This is a genomic window from Algoriphagus hitonicola, assembly GCF_900113375.1.
GTDB classification, from domain to species: domain Bacteria; phylum Bacteroidota; class Bacteroidia; order Cytophagales; family Cyclobacteriaceae; genus Algoriphagus; species Algoriphagus hitonicola.
In genome coordinates this window covers 324,647-341,846 of the sequence record NZ_FOPC01000004.1, presented here as the reverse complement: position 1 = coordinate 341,846, position 17,200 = coordinate 324,647, and the positions used below count along the sequence as shown (strand labels likewise).

The 17,200-nt window shown below is 40.5% G+C and carries 20 protein-coding genes and 2 tRNA genes; 9 read left to right on the top strand and 13 right to left on the bottom strand.

What is annotated here, in order from left to right:
- The 6 genes from BM043_RS07885 to mutS form a co-directional block, all read right to left on the bottom strand.
- A partial coding sequence (locus tag BM043_RS07885) for a transposase (protein WP_143189494.1) occupies positions 1–253 on the bottom strand: 253 nt, incomplete at its 3' end.
- A 19-nt stretch (positions 254–272) separates the two neighbouring features.
- Positions 273–500, bottom strand: coding sequence for a GIY-YIG nuclease family protein (locus BM043_RS07880; RefSeq protein WP_092790478.1), 228 nt, complete (start codon positions 498–500; stop codon positions 273–275).
- Positions 501–679: 179 nt separating this feature from the next.
- A tRNA-Leu gene (locus BM043_RS07875) sits at positions 680–763 on the bottom strand.
- 59 nt (positions 764–822) lie between these two features.
- Positions 823–898, bottom strand: a tRNA-Gly gene (locus tag BM043_RS07870).
- 139 nt (positions 899–1,037) lie between these two features.
- Entirely contained in the window at positions 1,038–1,835 is a 798-nt protein-coding gene (locus BM043_RS07865) for a helix-turn-helix domain-containing protein (protein ID WP_092790476.1), read from the bottom strand.
- 150 nt (positions 1,836–1,985) lie between these two features.
- A complete protein-coding gene (gene mutS, locus BM043_RS07860; RefSeq protein ID WP_092790474.1) occupies positions 1,986–4,589 on the bottom strand; it encodes a DNA mismatch repair protein MutS in 2,604 nt (867 codons plus the stop codon).
- Between the two features lie 80 nt (positions 4,590–4,669).
- On the opposite strand from mutS, the gene BM043_RS07855 reads away from it, so the two are divergent.
- On the top strand, positions 4,670–5,203 hold the full coding sequence (locus tag BM043_RS07855) for an RNA methyltransferase (protein ID WP_092790473.1): 534 nt from the start codon (positions 4,670–4,672) through the stop codon (positions 5,201–5,203).
- A 6-nt stretch (positions 5,204–5,209) separates the two neighbouring features.
- On the opposite strand, the gene BM043_RS07850 is transcribed toward BM043_RS07855, so the two are convergent.
- Genes BM043_RS07850 through BM043_RS07820 form a run of 7 tightly spaced genes read right to left on the bottom strand, consistent with a single transcriptional unit; the run spans position 5,210 to position 10,142 of the window.
- Entirely contained in the window at positions 5,210–5,623 is a 414-nt protein-coding gene (locus tag BM043_RS07850; RefSeq protein ID WP_092790471.1) for a hypothetical protein, read from the bottom strand.
- 28 nt (positions 5,624–5,651) lie between these two features.
- The gene (locus tag BM043_RS07845) at positions 5,652–6,101 is read right to left on the bottom strand and encodes a PaaI family thioesterase (RefSeq protein WP_092790469.1); all 450 of its coding nucleotides are present in this window, start codon (positions 6,099–6,101) and stop codon (positions 5,652–5,654) included.
- A gap of 11 nt (positions 6,102–6,112) precedes the next feature.
- The gene (locus BM043_RS07840) at positions 6,113–6,688 is read right to left on the bottom strand and encodes a hypothetical protein (protein ID WP_092790468.1); all 576 of its coding nucleotides are present in this window, start codon (positions 6,686–6,688) and stop codon (positions 6,113–6,115) included.
- Positions 6,689–6,690: 2 nt separating this feature from the next.
- Positions 6,691–8,121 (bottom strand): pyridoxal phosphate-dependent decarboxylase family protein, encoded by a 1,431-nt coding sequence (locus BM043_RS07835; RefSeq protein WP_092790466.1) that lies wholly within the window; start codon positions 8,119–8,121, stop codon positions 6,691–6,693.
- 1 nt (position 8,122) lies between these two features.
- Positions 8,123–8,881 (bottom strand): SDR family NAD(P)-dependent oxidoreductase, encoded by a 759-nt coding sequence (locus tag BM043_RS07830; RefSeq protein ID WP_092790464.1) that lies wholly within the window; start codon positions 8,879–8,881, stop codon positions 8,123–8,125.
- A 12-nt stretch (positions 8,882–8,893) separates the two neighbouring features.
- Positions 8,894–9,436, bottom strand: coding sequence for a YfiT family bacillithiol transferase (locus tag BM043_RS07825; protein ID WP_092790517.1), 543 nt, complete (start codon positions 9,434–9,436; stop codon positions 8,894–8,896).
- A 7-nt stretch (positions 9,437–9,443) separates the two neighbouring features.
- On the bottom strand, positions 9,444–10,142 hold the full coding sequence (locus BM043_RS07820) for a ComF family protein (RefSeq protein ID WP_092790462.1): 699 nt from the start codon (positions 10,140–10,142) through the stop codon (positions 9,444–9,446).
- 78 nt (positions 10,143–10,220) lie between these two features.
- Here BM043_RS07820 and BM043_RS07815 point away from each other — a divergent pair, with 78 nt between their 5' ends.
- The 8 genes from BM043_RS07815 (at position 10,221) to BM043_RS07780 (ending at position 17,107) form a co-directional block, all read left to right on the top strand.
- Positions 10,221–10,562 (top strand): carboxymuconolactone decarboxylase family protein, encoded by a 342-nt coding sequence (locus tag BM043_RS07815; protein WP_092790460.1) that lies wholly within the window; start codon positions 10,221–10,223, stop codon positions 10,560–10,562.
- A gap of 6 nt (positions 10,563–10,568) precedes the next feature.
- On the top strand, positions 10,569–10,931 hold the full coding sequence (locus BM043_RS07810; protein ID WP_092790458.1) for a hypothetical protein: 363 nt from the start codon (positions 10,569–10,571) through the stop codon (positions 10,929–10,931).
- A complete protein-coding gene (locus BM043_RS07805) occupies positions 10,931–11,698 on the top strand; it encodes an exodeoxyribonuclease III (RefSeq protein ID WP_092790456.1) in 768 nt (255 codons plus the stop codon). Before BM043_RS07810 ends, BM043_RS07805 begins: the two co-directional genes overlap by 1 nt.
- Positions 11,699–11,733: 35 nt before the next feature.
- Complete coding sequence (locus BM043_RS07800; protein ID WP_092790455.1) at positions 11,734–12,135, top strand: ATP-binding protein; 402 nt, start codon at positions 11,734–11,736, stop codon at positions 12,133–12,135.
- 2 nt (positions 12,136–12,137) lie between these two features.
- Positions 12,138–12,563, top strand: coding sequence for an rRNA maturation RNase YbeY (ybeY, locus tag BM043_RS07795; RefSeq protein WP_092790452.1), 426 nt, complete (start codon positions 12,138–12,140; stop codon positions 12,561–12,563).
- A gap of 77 nt (positions 12,564–12,640) precedes the next feature.
- A complete protein-coding gene (mnmG, locus tag BM043_RS07790; RefSeq protein ID WP_092790451.1) occupies positions 12,641–14,506 on the top strand; it encodes a tRNA uridine-5-carboxymethylaminomethyl(34) synthesis enzyme MnmG in 1,866 nt (621 codons plus the stop codon).
- Between the two features lies 1 nt (position 14,507).
- The gene (locus tag BM043_RS07785; protein WP_092790449.1) at positions 14,508–15,401 is read left to right on the top strand and encodes a class I SAM-dependent methyltransferase; all 894 of its coding nucleotides are present in this window, start codon (positions 14,508–14,510) and stop codon (positions 15,399–15,401) included.
- Positions 15,398–17,107, top strand: coding sequence for an Ig-like domain-containing domain (locus tag BM043_RS07780; RefSeq protein WP_262481162.1), 1,710 nt, complete (start codon positions 15,398–15,400; stop codon positions 17,105–17,107). The genes BM043_RS07785 and BM043_RS07780 overlap by 4 nt, the downstream gene beginning before the upstream one ends.
- Positions 17,108–17,200: the final 93 nt, after the last annotated feature.

The following is a 17,200-nucleotide window of genomic DNA, read 5'->3' as shown; positions in this document are numbered from 1 at the left end:
GTTCGATTTGGGCCTCTTTCAAGGCTTTCTTCAATTCGGCTATTTCCCGCTGTTCCGCACTCAGAATCGGCTTGCCATTACCTGCAAAACTCTGATCTCCACTGGACTCATACTCTCTACTCCAACGGCGAACCATGTCTCCGGGAATACCCAATTCTCTGCCAATCTCATTCGATGATTTACCACTCTTGTGAAGCTGGACAACCATCTTCTTGAATTCCTTGTCAAAACTTCTTCTTGTTCCTTCTTTCATTGGTTCTAAGTTAAGGGGCTTAACTTACTGTCCAATCAAATGTAGCAGATCCAAGTCGCTTTTCTTCGAGCCTTGCTTCTTCTCTGGTTTCTCTTTCAGTGCGATAGATTAATTCAAATGAACGATAAGGCTTGGTCGTTTTTTCATACCCTGAATTATGCCGGTGTAACCTTTCCTCAAGGTCACTTGTCATTCCGATATAAATGTATTTCCGGATTTTGCTCTTGATTGCATAGACAGTGTACATGCTTAAAAATACAAAAAGCCCCGCATTTCTGCTAAGTTTTGGATTTACCTCCTAAGGAGAGACCCTAAGCAGGACTTGAACCTGCTGACTGCGCCATGCAGGCAGGCCCGCACGTCCAAAAGGACACAAGATTATTGGATCAAAAATACAAAAAGCCCCGCAAAATTGCGAGGCTTCTGTACCAGGAGCGGGACTTGAACCCGCACGTCCAAAAGGACACAAGATTTTAAGTCTTGCGTGTCTACCAATTCCACCATCCCGGCTTCACTTCGGCATATTCCGGAGCTACTTAAACAACAAAGCCCTTTTGCAAGGGCTTGATTGGAGCGAGAGACGAGATTCGAACTCGCGACCCCGACCTTGGCAAGGTCGTGCTCTACCAACTGAGCTACTCTCGCTTATGTCAAAACTCAAATCATCATCTGAGTTATTTGTGGATGCAAAGGTAAGTTCCTCTTTGATTTTTACAATGTTTATCTAAGGAAAATTTTATAAAAAATCTCCTGATTTCTCCAGTTCCCTGATTTTCAAGCGCCTTTAGAAATCATACGAGGCAATAATCTTAACCATTTCTGCGGTACTCTTTGCTCCCAGTTTCCTCAAAATATTCTTTCGATGCGTCAAAACCGTATTGATCGAAATATTGAGCCTTTCGCTGATTTCTTTGGACCCATGACCATCCAAGATCAATTGGACCACTTGTTTTTCCTTTTTGGTGAGATTGATCTCACGACTTCCCTGTGAGTTTTTACTGACCAAAACCCGGCCCCCTTCATCCTTGGTATAGGAGTAAGTCCAGTCATATTCTTTGACTTTGGGCGGAGTCAGCAGTTGCACTATTATATGCAGGTCCATCGCAAAATTTCCCTTCTCGTCTATAAAATACGGTCTTACTTTTCCCATTACCCAGATGACTTCCCGTGTCGTGCGATGCACCCAGCGTGTCGTGTAGGAAAACTCAAAAGTATGCCGCTCAGAAAGACTGAGATGATGAAAGGCTTCGAATACGATTTTTTGGAAATTAAACAGTTCCTTTCGATCATCCTCATGAATCATCGTGAAGGCAGCCTCCATTCCCTTTTTTCGAAAAACTGACTCTGGATAACCCGTCAGATTCTCCACTTCTCCGGTAAAAAAAGCCAAACCCAAATTTCGGTAATCAAAACAACATATGATCAAGCCTTCTCTCATCCCGATATTTTGGCTCAGCGTTTCGAGATTTTCGACCAATTTCTTCTCGTCAGGGTGGGCTTTAAACTCCTGCTTGGCCCAATCGCTAAAAAATTTGGTGTATTTGTCCTGTTTCCGAAGATCCTTCAGTAAAACTTTATCCATTAATCTCATCAGTTAATCGACGATAATTTACAGATAAAAACCAATTTTCATGTGACTATAATTTTTTCTTTAAAGGCGGCAGGCAGGTCGCATGGTTGCCCCGATAGATTAGGGCATTCCACTGTGTGATGGCCATCATGCTCGGTTTCATCATTCCAGTTTCTTTTTGATTTCATGGAGCTTTAATAGCGCTTCGATCGGGGAAATGGAATTGATATCGATTTGTTGGAGTAAGTCCTTAGCTTCTTTGAAATTAGGATCCATTTCAAACAAACTGAGTTGATAATTATTCTTTGGAATAGATTTGATCGAATCTTTATTCTCCTGGAGAGCTTTGTCTTTTTCGAGATGAGACATGATTTCGGCAGCACGGAGCACCACAGGATTAGGCATTCCGGCCATCTGGGCCACGTGAATTCCAAAACTGTGCTCACTACCCCCTTCCTTTAGCTTTCTCATAAAAATCACCTTATTTCCCACTTCTTTCACGGCCACATTGAAGTTTTTGATTCGGGGAAAATCCTGTGTCAATTGATTCAATTCATGATAATGGGTAGCAAAAAGGGTTTTTGCTTTAAAAGTGGGGTGATTGTGGAGAAATTCCACAATCGACCAAGCAATGGAAATCCCATCATAAGTGGATGTGCCCCGCCCAATCTCATCCATCAGCACCAAACTCCGGTCCGAAAGATTGTTCAGAATACTCGCTGTCTCCGTCATTTCCACCATAAAAGTAGATTCACCACGGGACAGATTATCTGAAGCGCCCACCCGGGTAAAGACTTTGTCAATAATCCCAATCCTTGCAAAAGAAGCTGGAACAAAACTTCCCATCTGAGCCATTAGTACGATCAACGCCGTCTGTCGCAAAAGCGCCGATTTACCTGCCATATTCGGACCGGTAATGATCATGATTTGCTGACTATCGTGATTCAGATAGATATCATTGGGAATGTATTCCTCTCCCGGCGGCAATTGCTGTTCGATAACCGGGTGTCTTCCGTCTTTGATTTCTAAGGTATCGGTATCGGAGACTTTCGGACGTGAGTAATTATTGCCCAATGCTACCTCGGCAAAAGACAGTAAAGCATCCAAAGTCCCAATAATCCGTGCATTTTGCTGAATCTGCGTGACATATTGCGCCGCCTCCTGAACCAAGTCCTGAAAAAACTTTTGTTCTATAGCAATCATCCGTTCCTCTGCATTGAGAATTTTTTCCTCGTAATCTTTCAGCTCGGGCGTAATGTATCGCTCTGCATTGACCAAGGTCTGCTTTCTGATCCACTCTTGGGGCACTTTGTCTTTATGTGCATGAGTCACTTCCAAGTAATAGCCAAATACTTTGTTGAAAGCGATTTTGAGGGAGGTAATCCCTGTGTTTTGAACTTCCCGCTGCTGGATCTGAACTAGAAAATCCTTTCCGGAATTGGCCAATCCACGATATTCGTCCAGTTCCGCATCCACTCCATCCTTGATCACTCCTCCCTGATGAACCAGCATCGGAGCATCTTCCTGAAGCTCTTTCTCAATTTTTCCCAGTAAGTACTCACAGGGATAAATCTGATCAGCCAACCTTTTCAATGTGGCATTTTCCTGCTTTTTCAACAATTCCTTCACTGGTAAAATCGACTTCAGCGCTCTACGGATTTGATTCATTTCGCGGGGATTGGCACGACCAACGACCACTTTGGAAATCAATCGCTCCAAATCTCCTATGTGACGGAGTTGAGCAATAATTTCTTCGATCAAAAGTTGATTTTCGTAGAAAAACTCTACCACATTGAGCCGTTCCTCGATCTGTGATTTCTCCTTGAGTGGCAAAACCATCCACTTTTTCATCATCCGCGAACCCATCGGCGTGATGGTCTGATCCAAAATCTGAATTAAGGGAACTCCGCCCTCATGCTGGGGAAAAACCAGTTCTAAATTTCGAATGGTAAACTTATCCAGCCAGACATATTTCTCCTCCGCAATCCTAGAAATCGCCGAAATATGCTGAATCTCCCGATGCTCCGTTTCCTCCAGATAATACAAAATCGCTCCCGCAGCAGTGATTCCCAGCTCCAGATCCTCGATTCCAAATCCTTTGAGATTTGCTGTTTCGAAGTGATTTTTGAGCTTTTCGTAGGCAAAATCAAACTGATAAACCCAGTCTTCACAGTGAAAGGTGATAAAATCGCTCTTGACAACTTCGGCGGCTGTTTTTTTGGCAGCTTTGGAATAAATTAGCTCCGCAGGCGCGAAGCTCTGAAGCAGTTTTTCGATATAAGAGGCACTTCCTTCGGCACACATGTATTCCCCCGTAGAAACATCCAAAAATGCAATCCCATGTTTTTCCTTTCCAAAATGAATCGATGCCAAATAGTTATTTTTTCGGGTGTCGAGCACCTGATCATTGTAGGATAATCCGGGAGTGACCAGTTCCGTTACGCCACGCTTGACGATTCCTTTGACCGATTTGGGATCTTCGAGCTGATCACAAATGGCAACGCGATTTCCGGCACGTACCAATTTTGGCAGATAGGTGTCCAGAGAATGATGGGGAAAACCAGCTAATTCGATATGGGAAGCGGCCCCGTTTGCACGTTTGGTCAGGACTATATCCAGTACTTTTGAAGCCTTGATCGCATCCTCCCCAAAAGTCTCATAAAAATCCCCCACACGAAACAACAGCAAGGCCCCGGGATGCTTTGCCTTGATCGCATTGTATTGCTTCATCAGTGGAGTTTCTTTTCCATCTTTGGACTTACTCATAGGTCGGCTTATATTTCTTTTAAATTTGGGGCTGTGAATAAAGTCTGAAAATAAGCCATAAGCAAGGTAGATCAAAAAAGATGAAGAAATTAAGCATGGACGAGCTCGAAAGGCTCTCAGTGGAAGAATTTAAAGCAGAAGAAAAATCCCCGATTGTGTTGGTTTTGGACAATGTCCGCAGCCTGAATAATGTCGGTTCGGCTTTTCGAACAGGAGATGCCTTTCGGATTGAGAAAATTTACCTCTGCGGCATCACCGGTACACCACCACATCGGGATATTCAAAAAACTGCTCTTGGCGCGACTGAATCGGTGGATTGGGAATATTGCTTGAATACCTTAGACGCCGTCCAAAAACTCAAAGCTGATCATTATCAAATTTGTGCCCTGGAGCAGGTCGATGAATCGATCATGCTAAATGATTTTACGCCTCAAAAAGAAAATAAGTACGCCTTAGTCTTCGGAAATGAAGTTTTTGGCGTGGAGCAAGCCGTTTTGCAGGAATGCGACCAAGTGCTCGAAATCCCACAGCTTGGGACCAAGCACTCGCTCAACATCTCTGTATCACTGGGGATCGCCGTCTGGGATCTAATGGTCAAATTGGAGCAATTCTAATCGAACTTATTCTTTGAGGAAACGATATCTGATCCCAAAAGAACCACGGAGTAACAGTCCATCATTGACTGCAATAATCGGAGCTGCCTCCATATGAAAACCAAAATCCTTTTTAGCAAAAGGATAGTAATTGATTCCAAGAGGGACCACCAATCCATCAAGAAAATTGACCCGGGCTCCCAAGCCTACGTAGATTTGCTTGTCCTCGTCTGATTTGACCATGTAGTTTCCGACCAGTTCCAAACTGAGATTCTCCACAAAATTATCCGTTCCAACACGCAATTCCGGAATCCAGCGCTCACCCAATTGGGTATTGACGCCAATAAAAGGCAAATTGCTTTGGTGAAATGAAACCGTGGTTTGGGAAAAAGCTAAAAACGAAACGACGCTAAAAAAAGCGAGAAGTATTCCTTTCTTCATAGAATAAAACTTAATTGTTTAAAATGGTTTAAAACCCTAAATCCTTTAATTTAAGGTGTGTTTTGATCATATTGCTGCTGGCTTTTGCAACGATTTTGCCAGACTTTTTAGAGATTACGGCTTCCCAATGGTTTAGGTTCGCTCCTGAGCGAATTAATTTTGCCGAAACTTCCAATTCTTCACCAATTTGGGCTGAAGACAAAAAATCTACCGAAAGATTAATACTCGTCATCAGATATTCTGAACCGGCAACAAAATTGGCCATCCCAATGACATCATCCAGCATCAGGGAAGCCACCCCGCCGTGAAGAATTTTGACAGGATTGCACATCTCCGGCCTGACAGTGTATTGAACTCTGATCTGTCCAACTTCGATTTCTATTAGTTTTCCTGCAAGCCAATTACCTGCTGCAGAGGGAGTTTTGTCGAGGATTTTTCCAGTTTGGGATTTGAAAAAATCTAATGGTGGTGTTGACATTTGCACAATAATTAATCTTGAAGCAGTCTAAAATAGTCCTCCAAAGTGGATTTCAAGGCGTCTTTTTCGGATTCGGATTGCCAAAGTGGAATTTTTTGATCTTTGACAACTAATTCCAGTTTTGCCTCACTTTCTATCCAAGGTAAAATCGCTTCTAATTGATTAAGATGATCAAATTTATTTCCATTGACCAATTCAATCGTAGAAGCATCACTTCCCGCTTTTTTTATGAAAAAAGGAAACTCCAAATTAACCGGCTCCAAATAAATATATCCTTCATCGATAAGCGGATTGATGATGATAATCAAATGCAAGCCTGGAACTGAATCATTTTCCAAAAAACCATTGTGGCGATAGAGAGTCATTCCAGCGTCCTTTCTGATTTCCCGGTCATAATTGATTGCCTTAAGATTTAGAAAATACAAGCGTGCTGAGTCTGAAACCCGAAAAGTTAAATCCTCTCCTGAATTGGAAGCCCGATGAGAATCAAAAAAAGAAAGTGTAATAACCAGCAGAATCGAACCCAGACCAAAGATCTTTAAAATCTTAATCAATTCCGGAGTTAAAACGGGGTCTTTGGCAGGCATTTTCAGGTAATTTGCTCAGCAAGCAGCTTTTTTCGTTCTTCAAGAAGCAAACTCCAGGCAGCAAGGATATGTTTCTCCTCGACGTCTGATTGTCCGATAACCCAGCGAATGACAAATTTCCCATTTAGTTTAGTATGGGAAAAAAATACTTTTCCTGTAGCATTGACTTGATTCATCCAGGATTCATTGAGTTGGTTTTGACGATCCAGAGATTGATGGTCATCACTCATCCGAAAGCAAATCGTATTGAAATTTACCGGAGCCAATATCTCCAATCCGGGTTCATTTTCGATCCAATTTTTAGCTTTTTGGGCTAAATCCAAGTGATGTCGAAGTTTCTGCCTAATTCCCTCCAATCCATACGTCCGGATGACAAACCAAAGCTTTAGCGCCCGGAACCTACGACCCAGCTGAATTCCCCAATCCCGATAATTATTGACTTGATCGTCCAATTTCGTCTTGAGATACTCCGGAGTCAAGGAGAAAGTATTGACCAAATACTGCGGCTCTCGCACAAAAAACACTGTGCAGTCAAAATTGGTAAACATCCATTTGTGCGGATTGAAAACGTAGGAATCCGCTCCTTGATGTCCCTTGATTAGATGTTGGAATTCGGGCAAAAGCAAAGCGGTGCCGGCAAAAGCTGCATCGATATGATGCCAAAGGCCATGTTTTTGGGCGATTTGGGTAATTTCATCTATTGGATCCACCGCAGTGGAGCTCGTCGTCCCCAATGCCGAAACCACACATAGCGGCGAAAATCCGGCTTTTTTATCAGCTAAAATCGCTTTTTCGAGTTCATCAGGAATCATCTCAAATTCCTCATCTACTGGAATTCGAACCAGATTTTGAACCCCAATTCCAGCAATTTTCACAGCCTTATCGATAGAGGAATGAACATGTGAAGAGGAATATATCCGGAACGTTTGCTCATTCGTAAAACCTCTTTCATTGATTTGAAATTGGGTTGCTTTTTCTCTTGCAGTCAAAATCGCACTGAGCGTCGCCGTACTCGCCGTATCATGAATGACGCCTTTCCAAGTAGCATCAATTCCCTTTGCATCACGGAGCCATTCACATACCCGCTCTTCGAGTTCGGTAGCCGCAGGAGAAGTCAGCCAAGACATGCACTGAGCACCAAGCGTGGACATCAGCATTTCAGCTAAAATCGAAGGCTCAGAATTATTCGCTGGGAAATACGCAAAAAAGGAGGGGTGCTGCCAATGAGTCATCCCCGGTAAAATAATCGTTTTGAAATCATCAAAGATCCGCTCAAAGCTTTCGGCCTTCTCCGGAGCCATAGGGGGAATTTGCTGAAAAATATCTTTGGGTTTGACGGCGGGTGTAACCGGGTAGTTTTCCTTTTCCTCCAAATAATCCGCCATCCAATCTACCAGAAGATGGGCCTGCTTACGAAATTCCTCTTTTGTCATTTTATCTTACGTATGAACCGGCATTGATGTCAATTGATGTTCCTGTGGCATGATCGGCAAGACCGGAACAAAGTAGTGTGACCATGGGTGCTATGTCCTCGGGTGTGGTCAATTCATTGAGCGCAATATCATTGAGTGCAAATTCTTCTCCGTATTCAGCTAGGATTTTGGTAGCCATATCCGTTCGGGTAAAGCCCGGAGCAACCAGAAAAGCTTTGATTCCCTGTTTTCCATAATGCCTGGCAATGGAGCGAGTCAAACTGACCAATGCCCCTTTAGAAGCTGAATAAGCCAAATAATCCGTCGTATCTCCACGAAAAGCGGCACGGGAGCTAATTGTTACGATTCTTCCTTCGTTTTGGATTTTGGCCTGATCAACAAATTCTTTACAAAGGATTCCCACCGCAGTAGCATTTACGGTCATGGTTTTTTCCCAGATATCCAGCCATTCTGAGGTGGGAAGAGAATCTGGAGCTGCGGGTGAAATCCCAGCATTATTTACCAATCCGGTCAAAGGACCGTATTTTTCAGTCAATTTTGGAATAAAGCCAACGACCTCCCGGGACTGAGAAAGATCACAAGGCTCGATAAAAGCCGGATTTTTCAATTGTCCCAGAAGTTTTTCGGCTTCGAATCGGTTGGAATTATAATGAATAATCACCTCAGCCCCGGATTCTGAAAGCTGTCTGGCGATTGCCTTGCCTATTCCACGCGATGCCCCAGTAACTAAAATTCGCTGATTTTTAAGAGAAATATTCATGGGAAAATTAAATTACTGAGTTAACCAATTATTCCGAAGCGCTAGATGCTGAATATGTGCCAGATGGTGCGTCCCATGCCAGCTGTACATGTGAGTGACTTCAGAGAGTTTTGGAGAATTATTGTTTTCGGGATGAAAATACGTCCGATTAAAATCCTGCTTACTCATATTTTCCATTAGAAAGGACCATTTGAAATGGGTGCATTTTACAATTTCAAGACTCGGTAATATAGAAAGCTGACTATCCGGCAAAGCAGCCCAGGCAGATTCATCATAGGGTTTGATCGTGGGGTTTTCTTCTGTAAGCGCTAATTTAAATCTGATGTAAGCATTCATATGACTATCTGCCAAATGATGCACCACCTGTCTAACCGTCCATCCTCCAGGCCGATATGGCGTATCCAGCTTCGAATCATCCAAAGAAATCACTGCTTGCTCTAGTAAATTTGGCAAGCTATGGATCGATTCAATAGCTTCTTTGAGCGTATCCTCAGTAGGAGGGCTGGGGAGCTTAAACTTTCCAATGGGATATTTTAGAAATTCGATATCGGTCATGATGATGTTAGATTCTTCCACCAGCAGCGATGGTAGCCAAATCTACATTTTTTGCACCATTAGCCAAAAGCATATTCGCACAGGAGCAAAGTGTAGCACCGGTGGTAATAACATCGTCAACCAAAAGAATATTCTTGTTTGAAATATTTATACCAGTTTGAATATCAAATACTTGAGATACATTTTCCAAGCGCTCCAGTCGGGATTTTTTAGTCTGCGTATCGGTAAAAACTTTGCGGATCAGTAAATTTTCTACCGGTAAATTCAAGCTTTGAGCCAATCCTTTGGCAAATTCCTCACTTTGATTGTAACCTCGGCGCTTTTTTTTCATTTGATGAAGGGGAACAGGACAGATCATATCCCATTTTTTGACATAATCTTGAGACTCCAAGGTTTGTCCAAACCATTTCCCCAAGGCGATACCCAAATCCGGTCGATTCCGGTATTTCAATAAATGAAGAAGCTGTTGACTCTGTCCGTCTTTGGTAAATTTCAAAAATGCCATGGCCCGTGTGACTCGGGTCAAACCCTCAATTTTTGCGGTCAAATCATTGTCTTCGGGACGGAGATAATGGCTGGAAATGGGCAGATTTCCTCTACAAACCGTACATAAACTATCCTCCCAATCGTAAAGAGCCGTCTGACAAAGCGGACAATTGACGGGAAAAATCAGATCCAAAAAATCTTTTAGCAAAAGTAAACGCATAGCCTAAATTCTCGGTTATTCAATCTGCTGGTTTATAAGCAGTATATTTGCAAATCTATTTCCTAAACCATTAATTTAATGAATCCAATAGAGGAATTCAATGATTACAGGGCCAAGATGAACGAAAAGATCATGGCTGCTGACAATAAGGTGATTAAGCGTTTTTTCAACCTGGACACCAATGCTTATGCTGAGGGTGAACTCGATGTCAAAAGCAAAGAAATGATCGGACTGGCGTGTTCGATGGTTTTGCGCTGCGACGACTGTATTAAGTATCATTTGGGTAAATGTCAGGACGTCGGTTTAACCAAAGCCGAAATTTTTGAGGTATTTTCTATTGCCACCCTGATTGGTGGATCGATTGTAATTCCTCATTTAAGAAGAGCCGTAGAATACTGGGAAGAGCTTGAAAATCAATAAGTAACAATGTTTAAAAGAGATCTTGAGTTAGAAAAACGATGGGGCCGGTTGATGGAAGGTCTGGAAGAAACCATTGGAAAAAAACCAAAGGATCTAAATGGCGTATTGTTTCTTATTGGAGTTCAGGAACTTGGAAAAGGAATAAAAACCTTTTCAAAGGAACAAAAGCAAGATTTAATGCATATTGCCATTTGCAAAGTATTGAGTTATGCAGGTTTCTACGAACTAGAATATACCGATCAAGACGGATGGCCACATTGGAAACTGATTAAAGAGCTTCCTCACTTCGATATCTTGGAGCAGGAAAAGCTCTTGAAAATCCAGGTCTTGGAATATTTTGAAAAAGAGTACCAAATAGAGATTAATTGATGAAAATAATTTCCTACAATGTCAACGGTATCCGGGCAGCTATCAATAAGGGTTTTATTGATTGGCTTCAAAAAGAAAACCCCGATATCATTGGTATTCAAGAACTTAAGGCAGATATTTCCCAAATAGATCGATCAGTGTTCGAAGATCTAGGCTATGAGTTGCATTGGTTTCCAGCTGTAAAAAAGGGATATTCTGGGGTGGCGATATTTACCAAAATCAAACCTAAATCCATTAAAGTAGGAATGGGATTAGATAAGTATGATGATGAAGGCCGAATAATTCAGGCTGATTTTGAAGGCTTTTCATTTCTTTCGGCCTATTTTCCTTCTGGAACCACAGGTGATATTAGACAAGATTTCAAATATGAGTTTTTGGATGACATTTATGGCTACATGCAGGATTTGAGAAATACCCAGCCCAATCTTATCCTTAGTGGAGATTATAATATTTGTCACAAGCCAATAGATATCCATAATCCGATATCCAATAAAAATTCATCTGGATTTTTACCGGACGAACGAGCTTGGATGGACAAGTTTACCGAATCAGGCTTCATCGATACGTTCAGGCATTTTAATCCTGAAGTGCCACATCAATACTCCTGGTGGAGCTATCGTGCAAATTCGAGAGCTAAGAATCTAGGCTGGAGAATAGATTATCACATGGCTACGGAGACCATGAAAGAAAAATTGAAAAGTGCGTTAATTTTGCCGGATGTTATTCATTCGGATCATTGTCCAATCGCCCTTGAAATCAATGAATAAAGACAATTGTATCTAACCCATAGAATATAATCGAAATGAATTCTATAAAAATTTCTATACCATCTTTGATCGAAAACATTAAAATGATTGAAAGCTTTATCGACAATGCTCGGGAAAAGTTTGAGATCAACGATGACATCTATGGGAATATTATGATTTCTGTGACAGAATGCATCAGCAATGCAATAATTCACGGAAACAAAAATGATAAAGAAAAATTGGTGCACTTAGAGCTGAAAGCTGAGGATGATCAGCTTCTGTTCGTGATTGAGGATGAGGGTTCGGGTTTTGACATGGAAAGTTTGCCAGACCCAACAGCCCCTGAAAATATAGCTAATCCAGGTGGCAGAGGTATTTTCTTAATCAAACATCTGACCGACGAGGTAAAATTTGAGAATGATGGAAAAAGGGCCATATTATCATTTTACATGGATTAATCATGGCAATTCATTTCTTTGACGAGGATTCCGGCTTTGATCTTCCTCAAAAGCTCAAACGGAAAAAATGGTTAAATTCTATCGCAGATTCTGAAGGATATAAAATTAAAGACTTGAATTATATCTTTTGCTCGGATGAATATCTCTATCAAATCAATGTAAATTACCTGCAACACAAAACCTACACCGATATCATAACCTTTGACAATTCAGAAAAAGAAAGAGAAATAGAGGGTGATATATTTATCAGTTTCGATCGTGTTAAGGAAAACGCCACTCAATTCAACTTTCCATTAGAAGAAGAATTAAATCGGGTTTTAAGTCATGGCTTATTTCATCTTTTGGGATACAAAGACAAGAAAAAGAGTGAGGCTGAACTCATGCGAAACAAAGAACAATTCGCCATTACGTTATATAAAAATATGTAATGTTCCACGTGAAACACTTGTCGTTGAAATCAAGAAACACGAACTGTTTCACGTGAAACATCTAAATAAAATTGATCATGTTTCCAAAATATGATGTCATAGTAGTAGGAGCGGGGCATGCAGGCTGTGAAGCTGCTCATGCAGCAGCAAAGATGGGTTCATCCGTGCTTCTATGTACCATGAACATGAATACCATAGCTCAAATGTCATGCAATCCTGCAATGGGAGGAGTGGCAAAGGGGCAAATCGTCCGTGAAATTGACGCATTAGGCGGAATGTCTGGAATTATTTCCGATAAATCGATGATACAATTCCGAATGTTAAATCGATCCAAAGGTCCCGCTATGTGGTCTCCAAGATCACAAAACGACAGAATGAGATTTGCAGAGGAGTGGCGCTTGGCCCTAGAAGAGACACCCCAGGTGGATTTTTGGCAAGAAATGGTCACGGGCTTAATCATCAAAGAAAAGCGAGTAGTAGGTGTAAAGACAGGAATAGGAATTGAAATTGCCGCAGAAACAGTGGTTTTAACCAATGGAACATTCCTAAACGGCATCATTCATATCGGAGAAAAACAATTCGGCGGGGGAAGAACCGGTGAATCCGCATCTAAAGGAATAACCGAGGAATTGGTAAGAGCAGGTTTCGAGGCCGGCAGAATGAAAACAGGGACTCCCCCTCGTGTAGATGGAAGAAGTCTCAATTACTCCAAAATGGAGGTTCAATATGGAGATCAAAACCCTGAGAAATTTAGCTTTTCTGATGAAACCCATCCACTAAAAGAACAAAAATCCTGCTGGATTACCTATACCAATAAAGAAGTCCATGAAACTCTAGAAACTGGATTTGACCGTTCTCCGATGTTTAATGGCCGTATTCAAGGCTTAGGCCCACGATATTGTCCATCTATTGAAGATAAAATCAATCGATTTGCTGAACGCGAACGACATCAAATATTCGTCGAGCCAGAAGGATGGAATACAGTAGAAATTTATGTCAACGGATTCTCAACTTCCTTACCCGAAGATGTCCAATACAAAGCGATTCGTAAGATTGCAGGATTTGAAAATGCAAAAATGTTTAGACCGGGTTATGCCATCGAATACGATTATTTTCCCCCAACACAACTCAAGCTAACCCTAGAAACCCAGCTGGTGGAGAACCTCTATTTTGCTGGTCAAATAAACGGGACCACAGGCTATGAGGAAGCTGCTTCCCAAGGCTTAATTGCTGGAATAAACGCAAGTCTTAAAGTCCAAGAAAAAGATCCGTTTCTGCTTAAGAGATCCGATGCATATATCGGTGTTTTGATTGATGATTTGATCAATAAAGGGACCGAGGAACCTTATCGCATGTTTACTTCCCGTGCAGAATTCAGATTATTGCTCAGACAGGATAATGCTGATATTAGATTAACAGAACTGGGTTATAAAATAGGCTTGGCAGATAGCACTAGATTGGAGAAAGTTCTACATAAAAAAGAGCAAACTGCAAGACTCATCAATGATTTAAAGCAGAAAAAGCTGAATCCTGAAATCATAAATCAAGGACTAGAAAACATCCAAACTGCTACAATCAAAGAAAAAATAACTGCAGAAAAGCTTTTAAAAAGACCACAAATTACCATAGAGGTCCTAAAAACGCTGGATACAGAACTGAATCAATATTTGGAAAAGTTTGAAAAAGATCAACTCGAACAAGCAGAGATTCAAATCAAATACGACAGCTATATCGAAAAAGAGCAACAAATGGTAGACAAATTATCCAATATGGAAGATTATATAATACCACAACGGTTCGATTATTTGGCTATTCCGGCACTTTCTGCAGAAGGAAAACAAAAACTTCATAAAATCCAACCAGAAACTCTGGGGCAAGCCTCTAGAATTAGTGGTGTTTCTCCTGCAGATCTGTCCATTTTAACCGTTTATTTAGGAAGGTAAAATGTCTGAAAGACTTAACAAATGCCCACTTTGCAAAAGCGGGCATTTTCTTAATGATCGAGAAATCATCGACCTCGCTGTCAGCAAGGAAACATTTGTATTATGCAAGTGTAGCCAATGCCAACTACTATTTACAAATCCTAGACCCAATCAGGACGAAATCGCACCATACTATGAATTTCCTGAATACTATTCCCATCAGGATTCAAATTCTACCCTTACAGAAAAAATTTATAATCAAGTCCGCAATATCAATATCCAAAAGAAAATCAAACTTATTGAGTCTTTGATCCCAAAAGGTTCAATCCTGGATTTTGGATGCGGAACAGGAACACTTTTAGCAGCTCTTAAAACTAAGGGCTGGTCAATCAACGGCATTGAACTTAATAAAAAAGCCAGGAAAAAAGCTTCAGAAATTACTCAAGAAAAAATTGTTAAAACACTCGATGATTTAGAATTAAATTCCAAGGTTGATATCATTACCTTATTTCATGTTTTAGAACATGTACATGAACTACGTAAGACCATAAAAAACCTAAAAAAATCTTTAAACAAAAACGGATACCTTCTTTTTGCCGTACCTAATCATCAAAGTTATGAAGCAAAGAAATATCAAGGCTATTGGGCAGGTTGGGATGTGCCACGACATTTGTATCATTTTTCCCAGGAATCCATGGAAAAGTTAGCAGATGAATTCAACTTTACCATTCTGCAAGTAAAACCCATGATTTTTGATAGCTATTATGTCTCCTTACTTTCAGAAAAGTATAAAAACCCCAATGGAAACATCATCGCCAACTACGCAAAAGCGCTTAAAACAGGATGGAAATCTAACCAAAAAGCAAAAGCAACAAATGAATTTTCAAGTCTCTTATACATTCTAAAAAAGAAGTGAAAAATTTAGATAAAATATTGTTTTTCAGCTCTTTAATCAGTTTGATTTCATGCGCAAAACAGAGTGCGCCTACAGGTGGACCCCGAGATGAAGATCCTCCTCAACTTTTATTGATGAATCCAGAAAACCAAAGTTTAAATACCAAACCGGAGCAAATTATCTTGGAATTCGATGAATACATCAAACTGGACAACCCAAATAAAAATATCTTGATTACCCCACGAATCAATAAAGACGAGCTTGTTGTTGAAGCACTCAAAAACGAAGTCACACTAGAACTCAACCAAGAACTTGAAGAAAATACCACTTACGTATTCAATTTTCAAAAGTCCATTCAGGATCTATCCGAAGGAAATCCAGCAGAAAATCTAAAGCTAGTATTCTCCACAGGCGATCAAATTGACAGCCTTTCCCTTTCCGGAAATGTAAATAATTACTATCCTGAAGGACAACCTGACTTTGATGATATTCTAATTGGTCTCTATCCCATTGGCGATACCACAGACCTATTTACAGGACCACCCTACTACATTACTCAGACAGATAGCCTAGGAAATTATACCATCAATAATATCAAAAAAGGAGACTATAGGGCCTTTGCTTGGAGAGATGAAAATAACACTTTGAAAGCAGAGTTTAAATCAGAGGAATATGACTTTATCACCGACACTTTATCAATCGTAGAAAATTTAACAGACCTAAGATTTAATCTTTCAGCATCGGATATCACAGATTTCAATTTACAACGATCTTCATTTACAAATGGAAGTTATGATCTAATCTTCAATAAAAACCCGTTAGAGATTGAATTAGATCATCAAGAAATTGGAAAAAGCCTATTCTACACTACGGAAGACAAGGAAATCAAAATATTCTCAACAGAAAGCAGATCAGACAGTATCGCTATAAACTTACAGCTGGCAGATTCTGTAGGTTTTAAAATAGATAGTAGTATTTGGGCCAAATTCCCGGAAATGGAAAGGCAGCCAGAAGAGTTAACATTTTCTGCAAACTCCGGAAAATCATTTTTAAATACCCTAGAAGCAGAAATAAAATTCAACAAACCGATCACTGAAATCAATTACGATTCCCTATACATTCCTATTGATAGTGCACTAATCATTCAGATAAAGCCAGAAATGGTCTCATTCAAGGATTCGTTGAGAAGAAACACCATTCTATTCAAAATACCCATTCCCGATACTTTAGAACTTCAAATCTATCCGCTTACACTAGCTGATTCTACATTTCAAGATATCCAAGACCAATATAATCTAGAAGGTTTAGTAGCAAATTACCGAAAAATTGATCCTCAAACACTAGGTGACGAAATTTCAGGAGAGATTAATTCTCAAAACGGACCCTTTATCCTGCGTTTAATGGATTCAAAAGAAGAGTTATACCGGGAAATTTATTTACAAGATAACACGGAATTTTCCTTTGATAAAATCGAAGCAGGCACCTACACCATTCAGGTAATCGAGGATAAAAACGGAAATCGAAGATGGGATCCTTCAAACTACTATGAAAATAAGCCTGCTGAAAAAGTCTATTATTACCAAAATCTAGAAAACCAAAGCAACGAAATTATTATCAAAAGCGGTTGGACCACAGAAGATCTAATCATTGAACCTACAAAATCTACCGGATTTCCGGAAAAAATTGCTGTGGATAACAGCGAAATAGAAGTGGATAATCAAGAATAAAATCGTTAACAATCTAGACTTATAAACCAGCTCAAACCAATCCGATCCTAAACCAAAAGTAATTGGGGAAAAGTGCGAAGATCTACACACCCG